This is a genomic window from Sphingomonas sp. JC676, assembly GCF_014489075.1.
Taxonomy (GTDB): domain Bacteria; phylum Pseudomonadota; class Alphaproteobacteria; order Sphingomonadales; family Sphingomonadaceae; genus Sphingomonas.
The window spans coordinates 259,131-275,919 of the sequence record NZ_JACTGR010000001.1 but is presented as its reverse complement, the minus strand read 5'-3'; the positions used below and the strand labels follow the sequence as shown (position 1 = coordinate 275,919).

Below are 16,789 nucleotides of genomic sequence, written 5' to 3'. Positions count from 1 at the left end.
CAGGCCGCCGATCCGTCGCACAAGGGGATGTAGCGCGACCGCCAGGCGCTAATCGCACCGCAACCACCAAACTGGGCCAGAACCGATGCGATACTTGCCAACCCTGCTGCTGCTCGCCGCCACTCCCGTCATCGCGGGCGCCGCTCCCGCCAAGACGCCAGCGCCCCGTACGCACGGCACCTCGGAGATATTCGATCACGTGGCCGCGCAGCGTGCCGCTGGCAACGCCAACGCATCCCGCGCCACGGGACCAGCCCGGCTCGCGCCGGTTCCCGAGCCCGCGATCTGGTCGATGATGATCGCCGGCATCGGCTTCGCCGGCGCCGCGCTCCGGCGCACGGCAAGGCGCCCGCGCACCCTCGCTGCGGGGATAGACGGTCCTTGCCGGCCTAGGCGTTGACGATCTGACGCAACTTCCCGGCGCGCTGGCGGGTGAACGCCAGATCGAATGCCTGGGCCCGGCCGGTCGCGCGCAGGAGCCCGGCATAGTCGCCGGTCCATTGGTCCGCGAACCCCGTCACCTTGCCATAGCTGTTGTCGAGCAGCACGTGCGGGATATCGAGCAGCAGGGACAGGATATGCGCGTGAAGCCGGTCGGTGACCACGACCTCGCCCTGGCTCAGCATCGCCAGCCCCCGGCGAAACCGCCATTCCGCCAGCCGGCGCTGACGCAGCGCGCGCATCGCCATCGGATCGCGAAGGAACAACCGGTGGAGCTTCAGCGACAGGCGCAGATAGCGCTTCTGGGCCGGATCCTCCTCCAGCCAATCGTCCGCGACTGCACTGGGCGGTAGCGGCTCCTCGTCCCCGTCCGCGCGCTCGTGGTCGGTGCGCAGCAGCGCGAAGATCGGATGTCGGGCGATTCCCCGCACCTGGCGGCCGAGCATGAGCGCGGCATCCGGGCACAGTTCGATCCGGCAATCGAAATGCTCGCGGGCAAAGGCAAGCGAGCGCGCGTCGCGGACGAGCAGCGTGAACTTGCCGTGGCGCTTGATCGCCTCGGCCATCTCCGCGGCCGATTCCGGATTCGCATAATGGATCGATTGCGGCATCTGGATGATCGGCCGCCCGCGGTGCCGCCGCAGCAGATGCAGGCGGAACGCTTCGTGCTTGGGCCAGAGCGTGCCCAGATTGCCACCGCCATGGATCAGGATCGGCCCGTCGCCGATCGCATTCCCGCAGGCCTGGTCGTCGAAATCGGCGATCGCCGAGTAATAGGCCGGCAGGCGCCCACGCTCGCGCAGATAGGCCATCTCGCCGAGCCAGATCGCCGAATCGCCGACATTGCTGTGGTCGGGGAAATCGACCAGCGCGAGCTTGCCGGGCGGCAGCACTGAATCGAGCACCTGCGCAAAGTGCTGCGCGAGTTCGCCGACAATCTGATCGGCGGTTTTGCCGTCGCTGTTCATGATCGGCCCTTTCGAAGACGTTTGAGGATGGATTTGCTGCGACCGCGCCATTCGCGCGAGATTGCGAGCAGCACGGCGGCGTAGAAGAGCGAGCCCAGCACGGTGAGGAGCAGGATCGTCCACCAGCCGCCAAGCTCGGGCGAGAGCAGGCGCATCGCCAGCGCGAGGAATATCCCCATCGCGGTGGATGCGAACAACGGAGCCGCGATCGCCCGGAACGTGTCCGACGGACGGATGCCCGATGCGCGCTGGAGCAGCACGATCTGCATCGGCACCGTCACATAGGCGCGCACGACATAGGAGATCGCCACCGCGAATATGCCGAAGGGCAAAGCCGCGAGCGTGAGAATGAATCCGAGCACGAACTGGGTCGTCGACAGAAGAATCAGGCTCCGCGACGCTCCGAGCACGCTGAGCGAAGGCGATGCGAAGAAATTGAGCGTGAAAGGCAGCGCCATGAACGCAAATATCTGCGCCAGATTCCCCGCATCGTGCCACTTCGCGCCGAACAGCCCGGGTACCAGGACCGGCGCCAGCGCACCGAATCCGACAAGCGCCGGGAAGGAAATCGCCGAGGATTGCGAAATCATCCACTGATAGGCGCGGCGGAGCTCAGGCAGCTCGTCCTTGACGCGCGCCAGGGTTTGCACCGCCACCTGGGTAAAGGGCTGGATAGCCCCGCGGCCGATCAGTTCGACGACGCGCCAGGCGGTGCGGTAGACGCCGACCGCGGCGAGCCCGATCCCGGCGCCGATCGCGATCTCCTGCACGCGCACCGTGGCGAGGAAGACGAGCTGGACGTAGATCAGGCTGCCGTTGAGCGCCAGATTGCCACGCAGGATCGCCCATTCGAATGCCCAGCCCGGCTTCCAGTCATAGGAGCCGCGCGACAGGACCACGCCCGCCACTTCGGTGACAATCCGCTGGATCACCATGCTCCACAGGCCCAGCCCGCAAAACGCGGCGACGATCGCGCAGGTGCCGCCGATCAGCCCGCCGACCACCGAGCGCAGCGCGGTGGTGCGGTGGCCGAACTCGCGCAGCCTGAGCGCCATGTGCGTCCCGCCGAACGAGGAGATCGGCAGCACCAGGCTCATCACCGCCAGGGGCAGCGCGATATTCGGCGCGTGCATCGAATCCGCGATCGGCTGGGCAAGCAGCATAATCGTGAAGGCGGAGACAAAGGAGAATGCCTGTTGCGAGCGATAGATGGTGTCGAGAAAGGCCGGCGTAATCTCGCGCCGCCGTGCGATCGTCTGGACTAGCCCCGCGGTCGCGACGATGCGAAACGCCTCAGCGGTGAATGCCATCACCGAAAAGGCGCCGATATCGGCGCGGGTCAGCAGCCGCGCCAGCGCGACGAAGACGATGAAGGAGAATAATTGGTCCGACAGGAACCGCGTCACGGTCCAGCCGATCGAACTGCGGCTGCGCTTGCGCAGATTCGCGTCGAAGCTTCCGGGCGCTTCAGCGTTCAAGGAGCCGCCTCGCCTTCAGCAGGCGCATCCGGGTGCGTTCCAGGCGCCGCCAGGCCTTCTGACGAAGGCTGTGAAAGGCGGGATCGGCTTTCGGCGCGAAGCGCGAAGCACCGATATCGGACGCTACCGTCGCTTCGAGGATCGGCGCCGGAAATAGAGCGAGGTTGCGCACGCCATGCGCCCAGGATCGATCCATCTCGTCGTCGATCGGCCGCTGGACCGTCCGGCAATGCGCGACGAAGCGCTGCGCAGCGTCCAGCGTGATCGCATAGCCCTGCGTGCCGTAGGCGAGCCCGATCAGCTCCACCACGGTGCGCGAATGCTGGAGGAAATCGCCGCGAACCACGCGCTGATAGGTCGGGCGCTTCGCATATAGACGCAGATAATCGATACCGGTCGCGTGGAGATCGGCACGCGCCAGCCGATCGAGATACGCCCAGTCGACCAGCGTATCGTCCTCGAGAATGATCGCCTGGCGCACGCCGCGCGCGACCATGTCGCGCCAGATCGAATAGTGGCTGGCATAACAGCCGATCTCGCCGCGGGTGAGCCCGCGCCCCTTGTTCCGGCTTATGGCAAGCTCATCGAGTTCCATGCCCTCGGCCAGTCCGGTACAGGCATCGAAGAATCGCCAGGGAAGCGCGGCACTACCGGCCCGCGCGGCAAAGGCACTGCGCCGCGCCTCAGCTGTCGCGAGCGAAACCACCCATATCTCGGCGGGGTCGCCCAATTCCGGCACATCTCGTAACACTATTACACGCCTCCTGCTCCCGATCGCGTGTTGCATTTCGCAGTGCAACACGATCGAGGTGGCCGACGCCATTCGTAGCGGCCCCTGCGGCCCGCGCGAACCCGTCTCTAGCTCGGATCGTCGCCCCAACAGGGCGGCTCGCCTTCGCAATCGCAGCATGATGTTGACCTTGCCGCCCAGCAGCCGATGCTAGGACCGGCAACAAGCGAGAAAAGGCGTTCCATGTATCAAATCGCTGTCGTCGTGCCGGTATGGAATGGCCGGGCGATCCTGCGACGTTGCCTGGAGGCAATCGAGCGGCAGACTCTCCCGCGCGAAGCCTTTCAGGTCATCGTCGTCGACAATGCGTCGACGGACGGCACGCCGGAAATAGCCCGCGCCTTCCCGGGCACCCTAGTTCTGGAAGAACCGACGCCCGGCTCCTACGCCGCGCGCAACCGCGCGCTCGCGCATGTCGAGGCGCCGATCACGGCCTTCACCGACGCGGATTGCGTCCCAGATCCCGACTGGCTCGAACGCGTCCTGGCGGCTGCGAGCGCGAACCCGGGCTTCGGCGTGCTGGCCGGCAAGATCGACCTGTTTGACGAAGGCGAGCAGGAGGGAATCGTGTTCGGCGACTATGAGCGCCTGTTCAGCTTTCCCCAGGCCCATGCGGCGCGCGGCAATTGCGCGACGGCCAATTGGGCAAGCGAGACGGAGCTGCTGCGCAGCCTCGGCGGCTTCGATGCGAGCCTCAAGTCGGGCGGCGACCGCCAGATGGCGCTGCGGATCAAGCAGGCGGGACGGCCGCTTGTCTATGTGCCGGCGATGGTCGTGCGCCATCCGGTGCGCGCCAGCCGCGCCGAACTGGTCCGCAAGCGCCAGCGGCTGAGCGGCGGACGCTGGGATCGAACCAGGCGCAGCCTGCGGCTTCCGCGCGTCCTCGCGGTCACCGCGGTCGATACCGTGAGACGGTTGCGGCGCGCGGCGATCTCGCCCGGGCTGTCGCTGAGGCGAAAACTGGCGGTGATGATGCTCACGCTCGAGCTTGCCGGCGTCGCTATCGCTGAATTCCTCCACCTGGCCGTCGGCCGCAAGGCGGCGCGCGACTGATGACCGAACCCCGCTTCTCCCCCCGCTTCTCCGTCGTGATGCCGTTGTTCAACAAGGCATCGCATGTCCGCGCGGCCATCGAGAGCGTGCGTGCCCAGAGCATCGCCGCGCACGAGATCATCGTGGTCGATAATCGCTCGACCGATGGCAGCCGCGCCATCGTCGCGGCAATCGATGATCAGCGTATCCGGCTGCTCGAGCTGATGAAGCCCGGCCCGGGCGGCTATGCGGGCCGCAATCTCGGCGTCCGCGCGGCGGAAGGAAACTGGATTGCCTTCCTCGACGCCGACGACCTCTGGGGGCCCGATCATCTCGCGCTGCTTGCCGAGGCGATCGCGGCCGATCCCGACGTGCACGCGGTAGCCACGCGGTTCGACCATGTGTTCGAGAACCACCGCAAGCCCCAGCGGATCGCGCCCGCACTGGAACAGCCGGTCACGCTCGATCTTGCCGGTTTCCTGCGGGCCTGGCTCGCGGTCCGCGAGTGTCCGATGTGGACCGGCGCTATCGCGATCCGCCGGGACACGCTGATCGGTGCAGGGCTGTTTCCAGAGGACCGCGCCGTGCGCGGCGGCGACAAGGATCTGTGGCTCCGTGTGCTGGCGCATGGCGCGCTCCGCTATGTCCCGCAGGTCAGCGCGGACTTCCATCGCGATTCGGAAAACAAGGTCAGCAAAACGACCACTACGCTCGGCGTGCCCTGCCTCGTCGAGACCGCGCATCGGCTGATGCAGACCGCCACTCCCGAGGAGGTCGTGCTGCTGCGGCGGCTCGTGAACCAGGAGATCGCGCATTATGCGCGCTATTCGATGAAGCATCCGGGGCGCACGGCGATCCGCATGCGCGACATCTGCCTGCCCGAAGGCTTCGGCACGGCGGCACTGGTGCTCGCGGCCCGGATCATCCCCGGAAGTCTGCGGCAGAGCGGCTATGCATTGCGAAACCGGTTAATTGCCCGCGCGTGAAGCCCCTTTCGATCTTTGGATGCCTGCTCATCGCGGCCGGCATAATTGCTGCCTGGGCGGCGGCGCTCGGCATTTTCATGCCGAGCCTGGATGCCTATGCCACGTTCATGCCGCTCTATGCGGTGCCGATCCTGCTCGGCGCGGTGCTTGCCTGGCCCAGCCGGCCCTGGCCGCTGATCGCGGCGGCGATCGCATTGCTCCCGATCGCCGGAACCGTCGCGCCGGAGCTGCTGCGGACGATCCCGAGCGCGCCGCGAGGGGCGCCGCAGGTCCGCATCGTCACCCACAATGTCTGGAAGCGGAACCTCGATCCAGCCCAGACGGCGCAGACGATCCTCGATGCGCATCCCGATATCGTCCTGCTCCAGGAGGCCAGCGGCAATTTCCGGCCGATGCTGGCGGCGCTTCGCCAGCATTTTCCCTATTCCACCGATTGCCCGACACGCTGCGACCTGGCGATCTTCTCGCGCTGGCCGATCGGCGCGCGCGACTATCATTTCCGCGACGCCGAAGGGCGCAGCTTCGGTCCGCCGCTCGTCTGGGCGCGGATCACGCCGCCCGGCATGGCACCCTTCACGGTAGCGACGCTTCACTATGGCCACCCGTCGCCGCCCGGTCCCCAGGCGCGCATGCGCTGGGAGCTCGCCGCCGCAGTCCGTCGGATCGATCCGGCTAGCCTCGTCGTTGCAGGCGACATGAATCTTACCCCCTGGGCCTCCGCGATGCGCGAACAGGACAAGGCTTTGTCTCCGCTGACGCGGATGACTCGCGCGCTGGCGAGCTGGCGCCGATCGGTCCCGCTGCTGCCGATCGATCACCTCTATGCCGGACCCGGCTGGGGACTGGTCGAGGCACGGCGACTGTCGGCCACCGGATCCGATCACTATCCTCTGCTCGTGACCCTGGGGCGCCGATGAAACCTTTATTGGCCTCCGCCTGCATGGCGAGCCTCACGCTCGCATTTCCCGCCCGGGCCCAGCAATCGGACGCGACCGATTCGCTTGGCTCGGTCTCTTCGGAGAACAGCTTCGGCCGCGACCGCAACGTCAGCGTGCTCGAGCGGCCGCGCCCCGACTACACGCCCGAACCCCTCGAGTTCGGTTCGATCGAAGTCATGCCGCGGATCGCCATCGGGGCGGGGTATGACGACAATCTCTACGCGCAGCGGACCGATCGGATCGGCGACGGCTATGTCCGTATCCGCCCGCGCATCTCGATCACGCGCCCCTCGCCCAATCTTCGCCTGTCGCTGAATGGGGAGCTCGACCTGCTGCGCTATTTCGACCGCGCGAGCGAGAACGCCACCCAGTATAATTTCGACGGGCACGCGCTCTACACGATCAGCCGCGACACCAGCCTTTCGCTGGCCGCCTCGCACGGGCGCTACAGCCAGGAACGCGTCTCACCCGATTCGCCCACCAATTCGGTCCGCCCGACCCTGTTCACGATCACCGACGGCAGCGCGACGCTGTCGCACACCTTCAACCGGCTCCGGCTGCGCGGCGTGATCGACATCGAGAATCGCGACTATCGCGACGGCCGCACGCCGACGGATACCGTGGTGGACCAGGACTTTCGCGACCACACGACCGTAACCGCCACCGGGATCAGCGAATATGCGCTCAATCCCAGCATCGCCCTGTTCCTCGCCGGCTCCTACAACGCGCGCGACTACCGTACCCGGATCGGGCCGGTGCCGGCGCGCGATTCGACCGGCTTCGAGCTCGCCGCCGGATCGAGCTTCGAGCTGGGCCGGATGATGCGCGGGTCGCTGCGCCTGGGCTATCTGCAGCAGAATTATAAAGACCCGACGTTCCGCAATATCTCGGGCCTCCTGGTTCGCGGCGAAGTCGCCTATTTCATGACGCCGCTGATCACCGTGACCGGCACGATCGACCGGAGCGTGAGCGAGACGGGCATCCTCGGGGCGACCGGTTATCTCAAGACCACCACGACGCTGCGCGCCGATTACGAGCTGCTGCGCAATCTGATCCTGGGCGCGAGCGCCGAGCTGGAAAAGCGCGACTTCCAGAATCTCGACCGCAAGGACGACCGCTGGACCCTGCGCGCGAGCGCGAGCTATCTGATGAGCAAGCGCATCGCGCTGCGCGGCGACTTCCAGCGCCGCAGCCAGTCGAGCACGGGGGCGCTGCCCGGGCGCGAATTCATCGACAACCGGATCTCGGTCGGCGTCACCTTCTCCGGGTTGTGACGGCCGGGGCGATCAGGCCGATTGCCCGTTTCGGCGCTCGTGCCAGCCATATAGCGCGCCCTCGCATGCGGCGAGCATCTCGGGCGGCACCATCCGGTTGATATAGCCCTCCGAACCCTGGTCCGACAGGAGTTTGGCGGGAATGCCGCCGACCACGCCGCGCGGCGGCACGTCCCTGGTGACCACCGCATTGGCGCCCACCGCCGAGTCTGCGCCGATGTCGATCCCGCCGATCACCTTGGCGCCCGATCCCAGGAAGGTGCGGTCACCGATCACCGGCGCGCCGCGCCGCGCGCCGCGATTCATGAAGCCGAGCACGACGCCGTGGGTGACGTTCACATTGGCGCCGAGCACGGTGTCGCCGTGAAAGTAGAAGCCGCCGAAGCGATTGAGGAACAGGCCGGGCCCGATCTCGGTATATTCAGGGATCGCGAAGCCGTATTTGTAGCGCGCGCGCAGCAGCATCAGCTTGACGATCGGGAACAGCCCGAAGCCCTTCAGCGGCTTGAGCTTCAGCCAGCCGCAAGTGCGCATCAGCACGGTGTATTTATATCCAGGCGTGAAGGCATAATGGCGCACGAAAGCGCCGAAGCTCACCCGCCCGGCATAGCGATAGAGATCGGCCGCCAGCAACGCCTTCAGCTTGGCGAAGCTCACCGGGCAGCCGCGCCGATGCGGCTTGCCGGTCTCGTTGCTGTCCTGATCCGACGCGGACGGTTCGTGCCCCAGCGTTCCGACCACCGCGTCCATCAGAAATATCGCTCGGCAAAGCGGATGGTGTCACCCGGAAGCACCGCGAAGTCGGCGGTCAGCGGATATTCCGTCTCTCCGGCCTCGCCCGCCCGCTTCACAAAGACGCGCTTCTCGTTGGCGCGATAGGTGAACCCGTCGGCCTTGGCCACCGCGCCGCGGATCGTCAGCCCCTGGACATAGGGATATTCGCCCGGCTTGTTGACCTCGCCCAGGATGTAGATCGGGCGGAAATTGGCCACCTGGATCGAGACCTTGGGCTCGAGCAGATAGCCTTCCTTGAGCTTCGCCTCGATCGCGCGGGAGACTTCTTCGGGCTGAAGCCCAGCCGCCTGTATCTCGCCGATCAGGGGGAACGAGATCAGCCCGGCCGGGGTGATCTCGAAGTCGCCGGTCAGCGACGCCTCGCCAAAGGTGGTGACTTTGACCTTGTCGCCCGGGGATAGCTTGAACGCGGCGGCGGGCGGCGGTGTCGAGCCGGCGCCGGCTACCGGGCTCTGGCCTGAACATGCGGTAAGCAGCGTCAGCGACGCTGCCAATGCGATCTGCATTCGCCACTTCATTGCGATACTCCAGAACTCAACACGATTTCTCCATTTCGAACGTCTCCGGTCGCCCACGAGCGGTGCTCGAGCGCCCTTTCGATCCTTGCCCAGTAATTCTCTGCTGCCTGTTCGACGCCATAAGCGAGCGAGCGCTGCCGCGCCGCGACTCCTGCAGTCGTGCGCCGGGGTTCGGCATGTACGGCCCGAAGGGCGGCCGCGAAACGCTTGGGATCGTCGGTCGGTACCAGCGCACCCGCATCCACGTCCATCGGGCCGGCGACCGCTTCGCGCGCCATGTCGGCCAGGATCTCCGACGGACCGGACGCGCAATTGGTCGCCACGACCGGCAGTCCGCATGCCATCGCCTCGACCAGGCCGTTGGGGAAACCCTCGGCATTGGATGGCATGGCGAACAGCTCGGCGCGCGCGAGCAGCGCATAGGGGTTGTCGATAAATCCAGGCATGTCGACCCGGTCGGCAATGCCGAGCGCGCGCGCTCGGGCTTCGAGCGCACCGCGCTCCGGCCCCTCGCCGAGAATGACCAACCGCGCCGGCAGCTGCGCTTCCGCATAGGCGCCGAGCAGCATGGAAAAATTCTTGTTCGGAACGAGCCGCCCGGCCGCGATCACATAGGCGCCCCGCGGCCGGAACGACGGCATTTCGCGCGCCAGCTCGGCAATGCGTCGATGATCGACCGGATTGGCAATCGCAGACACCCGATCCCGGCGAACGCCGAAATTGACGACCAGATCCTCGACAACGCCCTCGGACACCGCGATCACATGGCTTGCGCGCGGATAGCTTGCCCGAACCATTGCTTTGGCAAATTTCGCGCCCGTGCCCGAGCCGAGATGCGCGGAGGTGTTGACGCGCTCGCTGATCAGCCAGGGCTTGCCGCGCCCCGCCATCGCCACCGCATTGGCGACATTCGCGCGGGTGAGGAAGCTGAGAGTCACATCGGGCGCGAGCCGGGCGACAAGGCTGCGGAGCTGGAACAGGCCGGAGACGGGCTTGTGCCGTGCGTCGAGCTGATGGATCTCGATCCAGTCGGGAACCGCATAGACGCGGGGCTCCTGGTCGAGCAGGGCCAGATGCAGCGCATAGCGCTCGCGCCACGGCTCCGACGCCGCCAGCAAGGTGGTGAGTACACGTTCGGCTCCGCCCCCCGCCAGCGAATTGATCGCGAAGAGGACTTTCTTCTTCTTCGGCATCGTCCCTCGCTTACGCCACTATCGGAACTGCTCCCTGACTCCTGACTACCACGGGTTATTGCTGCGACGCACCACATCGAGCCCGCCCCGCCGCCCGGGAAGGGCAGTTCATCGTATGGTGGCGGGATCACGGGATAGCGCCAGGTTCCACGCCGCGCGAAGGGCACGATTGACCGCTTAGGCGGGCGCGCGCGCTTAGCGAATTGCTGCGGTGCAGATACAGCTCCGTCGTCACCAAGGCAAAAAAGGGCCTCCCATGAAGCGAGTCGAATGCCTGGACGGACTACGCGGCCTAGCGGCGCTCTGGGTGCTGCTCGGCCATGCGATGATCCTGACGGGATTTCGCCTGCCTCTGGTGAGCCAGCCCGATCTCGGGGTGGACCTGTTCATCCTGCTCTCGGGCTTCCTGATGGTATTTCAATACCGGCTGCGCACCGAGTTCGAGGATTGGCAGCGGCCCTCGATCTGGGGCGCCTTCTGGGTGCGCCGCTTCTTCCGAATCGCGCCCTTATTCTATGTGCTGCTCGCCGCGGCGCTCATCGCCGGGCCGGCGATCTACGCCGATCGCGTCGCGATCGATACCTTTCTGGGGCAATCGCTACAGCCGCCCGAACGCTATCTCGATCATGGTCCCGCCAATATCGCGGCACATCTCAGCTTCGTCTTCGGACTTCTGCCCAGCTATGCCTATCGCACCGCCCTGCCCGATTGGAGCCTGGGGCTCGAGATGCAATTCTATGCGACCTTCCCCTTCCTCGTCCTGCTCTGCCGCCGGATCGGCTGGGGCTGGGGTGCGCTCGCCATCGGCGCGTGCGGGGCGCTGATCGCAATAGCGGCGAATCGCGCCGGGCTCGCCTATCCTATGCCCGCCTTCCTGCCGTTGAAGCTTCATCTGTTCCTCTGCGGCATGCTGATCGCCGCCGACCATGAGGGACGGCGCGCGCGGCTGCTGCTGCATCTCGTCGTGGCAATGCTGCTCGCGCTTCTCCCCATCGGCGGCGCGCGGGACATGCTGCACCTCGCGGTGCGCGAACTGATCGTCGTCGCGTTCTTCGGCCTTGTCCATCTGCGTGCCGCGGGTCCCGTCGGCGCGGTCTCCCGATTGCTGGGCAGCGCGCCCTTCCATTGGCTGGGAGAGCTTTCCTACGGTACCTACCTCATCCACCTGCTGATCCTGCAGCCGGTCGCGGCCTGGGCGATCGGGGAATTCGGGCGCGGCATCGGGGCTCCCGCGCGCTTCGTGCTGGTCGCCGGAATCACCCTGCCACTCACCTATGGCCTCGCGTTCGTGACGTACAAGCTGGTCGAACTGCCCGGCCAGGCACTGGGCAAGGCACTACTCAGGCGCGCCACCCACAATCGGCAGCGCGCGCGGCAGGTCGTCGCCGAGGAACTGGCCGCGCCCTGATGGGCGCTACCACGGCGGCTGGTCGCTCAGCCGAACGCCCAATCATAGTTCGCGAACGCTTGAACATTCCGGACGTAAAAGGCGCCGGCGTCCATTGGCATCTTGATGCCATCCTCGACGCGATTGAGAGACAATTGACCATAGGCCGCACATAAAGCGCCAAGATAGGATGTCGCGTCCGGACCGAATGTACTGGTGATCGGGCCGAAAGCCGACTGGGGTTCGAACAAGGGCAAGGCCGCTCCACCATTGCCAGATCGAATGGCGTTACCCACCAGGCTGCTATCGCTGCCCCGGTTTCCCGCAAGCATGAGAGCCACCGAACCGGCGGCCGTGGTCACGGGCACATAGGTTTCCGCGCCCGACGAGGAGGCCCCTTGGCCGACCACGATCGTCTCGCTCAACGTGTCGAGACCGGAAAGGCCGGGCAGCGAACTCGATGTATAAAGCAGCGCCTGTTCGGCATGGGTGATCTTGACGCCGTCCAGCACCAGCCTGCCCTCCGACGAAATCACCTTGGTCCGCGTGCCCGCGTCCTCGAAGACGCTGTCGATAACGGTGACATTGGCCGCGCTGTCGAGCCAGAGCTGGTTCTGCTCGGACGAGCCCCCTCGATAGACCGGGTTGCGCCCAACCGCGTCGATAAGCGTCGACGAGCCCCATAGGCGGTAATTGCGTGCATTCTCTTCGCTGAGCGTCCGCAGCAGCGTGGTGTTCTCCGACTTCAGGTCATAGCCGCCATCGCTGTTGCCGCGGGCGACCGTGTCGATGAAGGAGACGTTGTATACGCCGCGCTCGGTCGCGAATCCGTCGCCGTTGAGATAGCCGCCCGAGACGCTCTGCACATTCTCCACCGTCGCGCGCTGGATGGTGACGTCGTGTACCGTGCCGTCGAGATGCACGCCGATCGGAAGATCGTCGCCCACCTGCCCACCCATATCGGCGTGGAGATCCTCGATCACCACGTTGCTTGTGTCATATTGCAGCCGGATCGCATCGCGGGAGAAGCCCTGGACCGCGACGTCGCTGATCCGCAGACCCTTTACTGTGGCGGTCGCACCCGTGGCGCTGGCGAGATCCTCGAAGAAGCGCCGGACATTGTTCGCGTCGACATGCGCGATCGTGAGATCGCTGATATCCGCGGTGGCGCGAAACGCCGCCTGGACGTTGTCGATCTGCAGATTCTCGAACGCCAGGTGATCGGCGCCCGTGCCGAGCTTGAACAGTTCGTTGCCCGCCGCGTCGCCCGCCTTCCAGTCGGCGGGGCGCGTGCCGACGATGTGCGCGTCCATGGCATTGCCGAATGAATCGACCCCGCGGATCGTTACCGGAGCCCCCGCCGCGCCGCCGCGGGTGATTCCGAGAATGCCCGAGACGTTATAGTCGCCCCTATCGGCGAGCATCAGCACTTGCCCGCCGGCGCCGGCCTTTCCGATCAGCGTGTTCAGCGAACCGATCGGCGCTGCATTGTTGATGTCCTTGCCGCTTTTGTCGCCTGCTCCTGTCGGAGAGATGAAGTAGCTACCCATAGTGAAACGCCCCCATACAGATGCACGGTGCCACCTCACCAGCGCACGCGACTCTCTTAGGGAATACGATATTTCCAAGTAGTTACTGATACATAAGTGAAACAACTTAGATGACAATCGGCGATTGAACACCGCGGGCCGATCAATTGGGAGATAATCGATGGATCGTCGGGCTTTTGTCGGCAACGCGCTCGGATCCGTGGCGCTTGGCCTCTCACCGACAGCAGCTGCTGCCGCCGACGCCGGTGGCGACCGCCCTTCTTTCGCCGTCACGCCCGACGGGCTCGATCGCTGGCGGGTCCGCAGCTGGGACTGGCGCGATGGCGCCTGGCGACCCCGCATTGCCCGCCTGATCCGGACGGACAGCCGCTTTCGGCTCGAAGGCCGCGTCGCCGCGGCGGACCGCCCCGCTCTTGCCGAGTGGATCGGGGCGCAATCCGCCTAGTCGAGGGCTTCGGCAGGCTGCGAGGTCGCGGCCGAGGGCGCACGCATGTTCAGCGCGGCCTGATAGACCTTGATCGTGTCGCAAGCCGCCTGATCCCAGGAGAAGCGGCTGCGCATAAGCTCGGCATTGACCGCCAGATCCTCGTAATCCTCGTCGAGACGGCGCGCGAGCGCGTCCACATCTCCGACGGGAAAATAATTGTGCGGGTCGAGGCCGATGTCGCGATTCGCCGCGATATCGCTGAGCAGCATCCGCGCACCGCAACTCCCCGCCTCGAGCGCCGCGATCGGCAATCCTTCATGATGCGACGGCATCACGAACAGTTCGCACCGCTCGTACAGACATTTGAGCGTTGCACGCGACTGGACCCCCGCGAAGATCACCCGATCGCCCGCGCGTGCCATCAGCTCGCGCGCATATTCGCTCTGATGGTCGGCGCCGCCGACAATGACGAGTTGCGCCTCATAATCGCTGCGCTCGAACGCGGCGATCAGATCGTGAAGCCCCTTTTCAGGCACGAGCCTGCCCACCGCGAGCAGGAAGGGTTCTGAAATCCCCAGGCGTTCGAGCACCAGCTCGGGATCGGCCCCGTCGGGAAGCAAGGGGGCGCCATTGGGAATATAGCTGATGTCTTTGGCGCGCTTGGGAAAGTTCTCGCGCAGTTGCGCCGCGAGCGAGGGCGATACTGCGATGATGCGGTGGGCGAAGGTGAGCGCGAGCCATTCGCCGGCGCGCAGCGCGGCGCGCGCGACGCGGCCCCATTTGGCCCGGTTATAGTCGGTGCCATGGTGAGTCACCACGACCTGCATTCCGAGCAGATAGGCCAGTGGCGCCATCAATCCCGGCCCGATCGCATGGATATGGATCACCGCCGCGCCACGCCACCAGGCGGCAAGCACCGCCATGAAGGTCGAGACGATTGCCTCCAGATGCTTCGAGCGCGGGCACGGCACGCCGACGATCTCGACGCCCTTATATTCGCTTTCGCGTTCGGGCAGATAAGGCGCCCTGCCCAGCACGACCGAGCGGTGCTCGGGCCAGATCGCCTTGATCCGTGGCAACAGTTCCTCGCAATGGCTTTCGATGCCACCCATCACGTTAGGGAAACCGCGTAAACCCGTCACGCAAATGGTGGTCGGTTCGCCCGGATTACTCATAAGCCCACTCGTCCGTTGCAGCATTTTTGACTCCAGTCCCCCCGACAGGACCGTTCCCCGATTTTTCAGGCTATCGCTGCCCCAGGCTCTCTCCCGCGTTTCTCGAATGCATTCAGGTATCCGTCGTGAAAGGCCCCGGCGCCCGCCAGGAGAATGGGACCTATCGCGTTCACGCCGCTCGCCTCGACGTGGAAACATCTCCTGTGAGGTCGGCATCGCTCGGCCGGCCGACGCTCACATAGCGGAAGCCCTCCGCCTCCACTTTCTTCGGTGGATAGACGTTGCGTAGATCGACCAGCACGGGCTGCGCCATCACGCCCCTCAGCCGCGGCAGATCGAGGGCGCGGAACGCATCCCACTCGGTCACGATGACCGCGGCATGCGCGCCCTCGGCGGCGTCATAGGCCGAACCGGCATAGTGCACGTCCTTCAGCAGCGGGCGCGCCGCCTCCATGCCCTCGGGATCATAGGCGCGGATCTTGGCGCCGGCGTCCTGCAGCGCCTGGATGATCGCGATCGACGGCGCATCGCGCATGTCGTCGGTGTTGGGCTTGAAGGTCAGACCCAGCACGGCGACTGTCTTGCCGCGCACAGATCCGCCCATCGCAGCGAGGACCTTGCGGCCCATCGCGCGCTTGCGTTGGTCGTTCACGGCAACGGTCGCTTCGATCAGCCGGATCGGCGAGTCATGGTCCTGCGCGGTCTTCATCAGCGCCAGCGTATCCTTGGGGAAGCACGAGCCGCCATAGCCGGGGCCGGCATGGAGGAACTTGGAGCCGATGCGATTGTCGAGGCCGATGCCGCGCGACACCTCCTGCACGTCCGCGCCCACCTTTTCGCACAGGTCCGCGATCTCGTTGATGAAGGTGATCTTCATCGCGAGGAAGGCGTTCGCGGCATATTTGGTCAGCTCGCTGGTGCGTCGACGCGTGAAGAGCAACGGAGCCTTGTTCAGATAGAGCGGGCGATACACCTCCTCCATCGGCGCGCGTGCGCGCTCGTCCTCGATGCCGATCACGATGCGATCGGGGTGCTTGAAGTCCTCGATCGCGGCGCCCTCGCGCAGGAATTCGGGATTCGACGCAACCGCGAACTCGGCGGCGGGATTGGTTTCGCGGATGATCCGCTCAACCTCGTCGCCCGTACCGACCGGCACCGTCGACTTGGTGACGATCACGGTAAAGCCATCGAGCGCAGCCGCGATCTCGCGGGCCGCGCCATACACATAAGAAAGGTCGGCATGGCCATCGCCGCGACGGCTGGGGGTGCCGACGCCGATGAACACCACATCCGCCTTGGAAACCGGTCCGGCTAGATCGGTCGTGAAGGAAAGCCGCCCCGCGGCGGCGTTCTTCGCAACCAACTCGTCAAGCCCCGGCTCATAGATGGGGATGCCCCCCGCCTTCAGCTTGGCGATCTTCTCCGCGTCCTTGTCGACGCAAATCACATCATGCCCGAAATCCGCGAAACAAGCACCGGAGACCAGGCCAACATAGCCCGATCCGATCATCACGATCCGCATACGAAATACTCCCTTTTGCGGCACGCGGCCGCCGATTTTCGTGTTGCGCATGCGAACACTCTATCGCCATCGCCCAAGCGTCAACGCGGGAGCTTCGAGGTGAGGGAAATCGACGGCGAAATGAAATTTTAAGCATTGTTCGCCGCTTGCGTGCCGCATTCGCGAACAAATTCACGCTTCATGGATTATGCATATGATCCGGCAATTTTCGGGTCTCCGACGGGCCGATATCGCGCTCGCAAGTGTCCCAAAAACGGCTCATCGCAAGGTTGCCACGCATCGCCGTTTCGATAGATAGCCGTACCCGGGAGATCT

16 protein-coding genes are annotated in these 16,789 nt (G+C 65.5%); 7 read left to right on the top strand and 9 right to left on the bottom strand.

Going from position 1 to position 16,789, the window contains the following annotated elements:
- Window positions 1-85: 85 nt before the first annotated feature.
- The gene (locus IAG41_RS01295; RefSeq protein WP_187726781.1) at window positions 86-400 is read left to right on the top strand and encodes a PEPxxWA-CTERM sorting domain-containing protein; all 315 of its coding nucleotides are present in this window, start codon (window positions 86-88) and stop codon (window positions 398-400) included.
- On the opposite strand, the gene IAG41_RS01290 is transcribed toward IAG41_RS01295, so the two are convergent.
- Genes IAG41_RS01290 through IAG41_RS01280 form a run of 3 tightly spaced genes read right to left on the bottom strand, consistent with a single transcriptional unit; the run spans window position 390 to window position 3,638 of the window.
- The gene (locus IAG41_RS01290) at window positions 390-1,409 is read right to left on the bottom strand and encodes a polysaccharide pyruvyl transferase family protein (protein WP_187726780.1); all 1,020 of its coding nucleotides are present in this window, start codon (window positions 1,407-1,409) and stop codon (window positions 390-392) included. The two genes, IAG41_RS01295 and IAG41_RS01290, sit on opposite strands and share 11 nt — an antisense overlap.
- Window positions 1,406-2,887 (bottom strand): oligosaccharide flippase family protein, encoded by a 1,482-nt coding sequence (locus tag IAG41_RS01285; protein ID WP_187726779.1) that lies wholly within the window; start codon window positions 2,885-2,887, stop codon window positions 1,406-1,408. The genes IAG41_RS01290 and IAG41_RS01285 overlap by 4 nt, the downstream gene beginning before the upstream one ends.
- The gene (locus IAG41_RS01280; protein WP_316251063.1) at window positions 2,877-3,638 is read right to left on the bottom strand and encodes a glycosyltransferase family 25 protein; all 762 of its coding nucleotides are present in this window, start codon (window positions 3,636-3,638) and stop codon (window positions 2,877-2,879) included. Before IAG41_RS01280 ends, IAG41_RS01285 begins: the two co-directional genes overlap by 11 nt.
- A 222-nt stretch (window positions 3,639-3,860) precedes the next feature.
- Here IAG41_RS01280 and IAG41_RS01275 point away from each other — a divergent pair, with 222 nt between their 5' ends.
- Genes IAG41_RS01275 through IAG41_RS01260 form a run of 4 tightly spaced genes read left to right on the top strand, consistent with a single transcriptional unit; the run spans window position 3,861 to window position 7,907 of the window.
- The gene (locus tag IAG41_RS01275; RefSeq protein WP_187726778.1) at window positions 3,861-4,730 is read left to right on the top strand and encodes a glycosyltransferase; all 870 of its coding nucleotides are present in this window, start codon (window positions 3,861-3,863) and stop codon (window positions 4,728-4,730) included.
- Window positions 4,730-5,695: a glycosyltransferase family 2 protein gene (locus tag IAG41_RS01270; RefSeq protein WP_187726777.1), complete on the top strand. Its 966-nt coding sequence runs from the start codon at window positions 4,730-4,732 to the stop codon at window positions 5,693-5,695. Before IAG41_RS01275 ends, IAG41_RS01270 begins: the two co-directional genes overlap by 1 nt.
- Window positions 5,692-6,612 (top strand): endonuclease/exonuclease/phosphatase family protein, encoded by a 921-nt coding sequence (locus IAG41_RS01265; protein ID WP_187726776.1) that lies wholly within the window; start codon window positions 5,692-5,694, stop codon window positions 6,610-6,612. The genes IAG41_RS01270 and IAG41_RS01265 overlap by 4 nt, the downstream gene beginning before the upstream one ends.
- The gene (locus IAG41_RS01260; protein WP_187726775.1) at window positions 6,609-7,907 is read left to right on the top strand and encodes an outer membrane beta-barrel protein; all 1,299 of its coding nucleotides are present in this window, start codon (window positions 6,609-6,611) and stop codon (window positions 7,905-7,907) included. The genes IAG41_RS01265 and IAG41_RS01260 overlap by 4 nt, the downstream gene beginning before the upstream one ends.
- A 12-nt stretch (window positions 7,908-7,919) precedes the next feature.
- Here the strand turns inward: IAG41_RS01260 and IAG41_RS01255 are convergent, their stop codons facing one another.
- The 3 genes from IAG41_RS01255 to IAG41_RS01245 are packed head-to-tail and all read right to left on the bottom strand — an operon-like array spanning window position 7,920 to window position 10,413.
- Window positions 7,920-8,657 (bottom strand): serine acetyltransferase, encoded by a 738-nt coding sequence (locus tag IAG41_RS01255; RefSeq protein ID WP_187726774.1) that lies wholly within the window; start codon window positions 8,655-8,657, stop codon window positions 7,920-7,922.
- On the bottom strand, window positions 8,657-9,220 hold the full coding sequence (locus IAG41_RS01250) for a polysaccharide biosynthesis/export family protein (protein WP_187726773.1): 564 nt from the start codon (window positions 9,218-9,220) through the stop codon (window positions 8,657-8,659). Before IAG41_RS01250 ends, IAG41_RS01255 begins: the two co-directional genes overlap by 1 nt.
- Window positions 9,217-10,413 carry a glycosyltransferase gene (locus tag IAG41_RS01245; protein WP_187726772.1) on the bottom strand — a complete coding sequence of 399 codons (1,197 nt, stop codon included), beginning with the start codon at window positions 10,411-10,413 and terminating at the stop codon, window positions 9,217-9,219. The genes IAG41_RS01250 and IAG41_RS01245 overlap by 4 nt, the downstream gene beginning before the upstream one ends.
- Window positions 10,414-10,669: 256 nt before the next feature.
- On the opposite strand from IAG41_RS01245, the gene IAG41_RS01240 reads away from it, so the two are divergent.
- Window positions 10,670-11,821, top strand: coding sequence for an acyltransferase family protein (locus tag IAG41_RS01240; protein ID WP_187726771.1), 1,152 nt, complete (start codon window positions 10,670-10,672; stop codon window positions 11,819-11,821).
- A gap of 26 nt (window positions 11,822-11,847) precedes the next feature.
- Here the strand turns inward: IAG41_RS01240 and IAG41_RS01235 are convergent, their stop codons facing one another.
- On the bottom strand, window positions 11,848-13,350 hold the full coding sequence (locus IAG41_RS01235) for a hypothetical protein (RefSeq protein WP_187726770.1): 1,503 nt from the start codon (window positions 13,348-13,350) through the stop codon (window positions 11,848-11,850).
- A gap of 160 nt (window positions 13,351-13,510) precedes the next feature.
- Between IAG41_RS01235 and IAG41_RS01230 the strand changes: the two genes are divergently transcribed.
- Window positions 13,511-13,795, top strand: a complete 285-nt coding sequence (locus IAG41_RS01230; RefSeq protein WP_187726769.1) for a hypothetical protein — start codon at window positions 13,511-13,513, stop codon at window positions 13,793-13,795.
- Here IAG41_RS01230 and IAG41_RS01225 read toward each other — a convergent pair.
- Together IAG41_RS01225 and IAG41_RS01220 are read right to left on the bottom strand one after the other, a co-directional pair.
- Window positions 13,792-14,952, bottom strand: a complete 1,161-nt coding sequence (locus IAG41_RS01225) for a glycosyltransferase family 4 protein (protein WP_187726768.1) — start codon at window positions 14,950-14,952, stop codon at window positions 13,792-13,794. The two genes, IAG41_RS01230 and IAG41_RS01225, sit on opposite strands and share 4 nt — an antisense overlap.
- A gap of 169 nt (window positions 14,953-15,121) precedes the next feature.
- Window positions 15,122-16,474 (bottom strand): UDP-glucose dehydrogenase family protein, encoded by a 1,353-nt coding sequence (locus tag IAG41_RS01220; RefSeq protein WP_187727812.1) that lies wholly within the window; start codon window positions 16,472-16,474, stop codon window positions 15,122-15,124.
- Window positions 16,475-16,789 lie beyond the last annotated feature (315 nt).